The 1,680-nt window shown below is 30.7% G+C and carries 2 protein-coding genes; one reads left to right on the top strand and one right to left on the bottom strand.

Going from position 1 to position 1,680, the window contains the following annotated elements:
- Nucleotides 1–308 precede the first annotated feature (308 nt).
- Nucleotides 309–860, top strand: coding sequence for an NADPH-dependent FMN reductase (locus tag CN514_RS14090; protein ID WP_098233139.1), 552 nt, complete (start codon nucleotides 309–311; stop codon nucleotides 858–860).
- Nucleotides 861–924: 64 nt separating this feature from the next.
- On the opposite strand, the gene CN514_RS14085 is transcribed toward CN514_RS14090, so the two are convergent.
- Nucleotides 925–1,551 carry a trimeric intracellular cation channel family protein gene (locus tag CN514_RS14085; RefSeq protein WP_098233138.1) on the bottom strand — a complete coding sequence of 209 codons (627 nt, stop codon included), beginning with the start codon at nucleotides 1,549–1,551 and terminating at the stop codon, nucleotides 925–927.
- Nucleotides 1,552–1,680: the final 129 nt, after the last annotated feature.

Raw genomic sequence — 1,680 nt, 5'->3', positions numbered from 1 at the left:
ATGAGACATACTTCCTCATAAAGGGTTCATGAGGAAGTAAAATGGCAAGAAGCTAAGATTTAGGTCCTCATAAAGGTTTCATGAGGAATCAAAATGGCAAGAAGCTTAGATTTTTTTCCTCATAATGAAATAAATATTTTATTCGCGGTTCAACCAGATTTATAAAATCGAAGTTTTCATTAAATTCTGTTTAAATTGATAGGCAAATAAATAGATTTCATTTATACTTTAATTTGTAGTTTAAAAGAATTATTCGTAAAAAATTGTCAATTAAGCGACAATTATTTTAAGTAGTGAGGGGAATTTAAATGAATATTGTAGTAGTAAATGGTTCACCTAGAGCAAATGGTCGAACTAGATTCTTAGCAAAACAAATCTCAGATTCTAATAATTTTACAAATTTAGATTTAGCATTTGAGCAAGTTCCTCTTTATAACGGGGAAGCTGAACAAAAAGAAATAGAAGCAGTTAAAGCAATTAGAGAATTACTAGTTAAAGCTGATGGAATCGTTATTTGTACACCAGAGTACAATAATGCGATGAGTGGAGCTTTAAAAAATCTAGTTGAACTATTAGGCTCTGAGCCATTTAAGAAAAAGCCAATCTCATTATTAGCAGTAGCTGGTGGTGGAAAAGGTGGTATAAACGCTTTAAATAGTATGAGAACTGTAATTCGTGGTGTTTATGGAAATGCATTACCAAAACAACTAGTTTTAGATCCAGTTGATTTTGAAAATGATACAGTTGTGAAGCCTGAAGCTTTTGCAAAAGTAGCTGAAGTGATTGATGAATTAAAAGAATATGTACAAAAAGAAATTTTATATAAAGAATACATAGAATCAAATAGTGTTTCTAAGTAATAAAAATGGTCCTAATCAATTATTGGTTAGGACCATTAAAAATAGCTTAACAATTTTGTTAAGCTTAAAGTAAAAACGATTTATCATTTACATTTCTAATAGGAAAGTTTACTTTGTATCGTACAGCAATAATTCTAATGGCGGTTGTAATTAGAAAACAAATATACAAAGATTGCAGTTTAGTAAATTCACCATGTGTAAACAAAATTGTTATTGAGCCAATAATTGCTGCAATTGCATAAATTTCTTTACGGAGTACGAATGGAATTTCTCTTGCGAACACATCTCGCATAATTCCACCACCAATTCCAGTGATTAAACCCATCGAAATAATTAAAAAAGAACCTTTTAAACCGTGATCAATTGCCGAATATGAACCAACAGCAGTAAAAACACCTAAACCGATTGCATCAGTAATGATTAAAGTTGATTGAAACTGCATTGTTCGTTGATAAAATAACCATGTTACAATTGAAACGACTGTACTTACGATAAAGTATTGAGGTTTTGCGAAAGCATTTGGTACCGTTTGACCTAAAATAATATCACGAATTAACCCTCCGCCAAGCGCAGTACAAGCTGCTAAAAAAACAACACCAAATAAGTCCAATTTCTTTTGAATACCAACCAAAGTACCAGAAATGCTAGCAGCTATAATCCCTGCATAAACAAAAACCTCGATCAAAATCATCCATTCTATCCCCTTAATTCCATTTTCTATGATTCATTTTAGCAACAGGTAGGGACTATTACAATATTAAAATAACTTTGAAAACGCTTCATTTAAAAAATTTTTTTTACATAAAAAATTTACAGTATT

The organism is Bacillus sp. AFS001701 (genome assembly GCF_002559405.1).
GTDB lineage: Bacteria > Bacillota > Bacilli > Bacillales > Bacillaceae_G > Gottfriedia.
The sequence above is the reverse complement of the archived record's forward strand: the minus strand, read 5'-3'. Positions and strand labels throughout refer to the sequence as shown.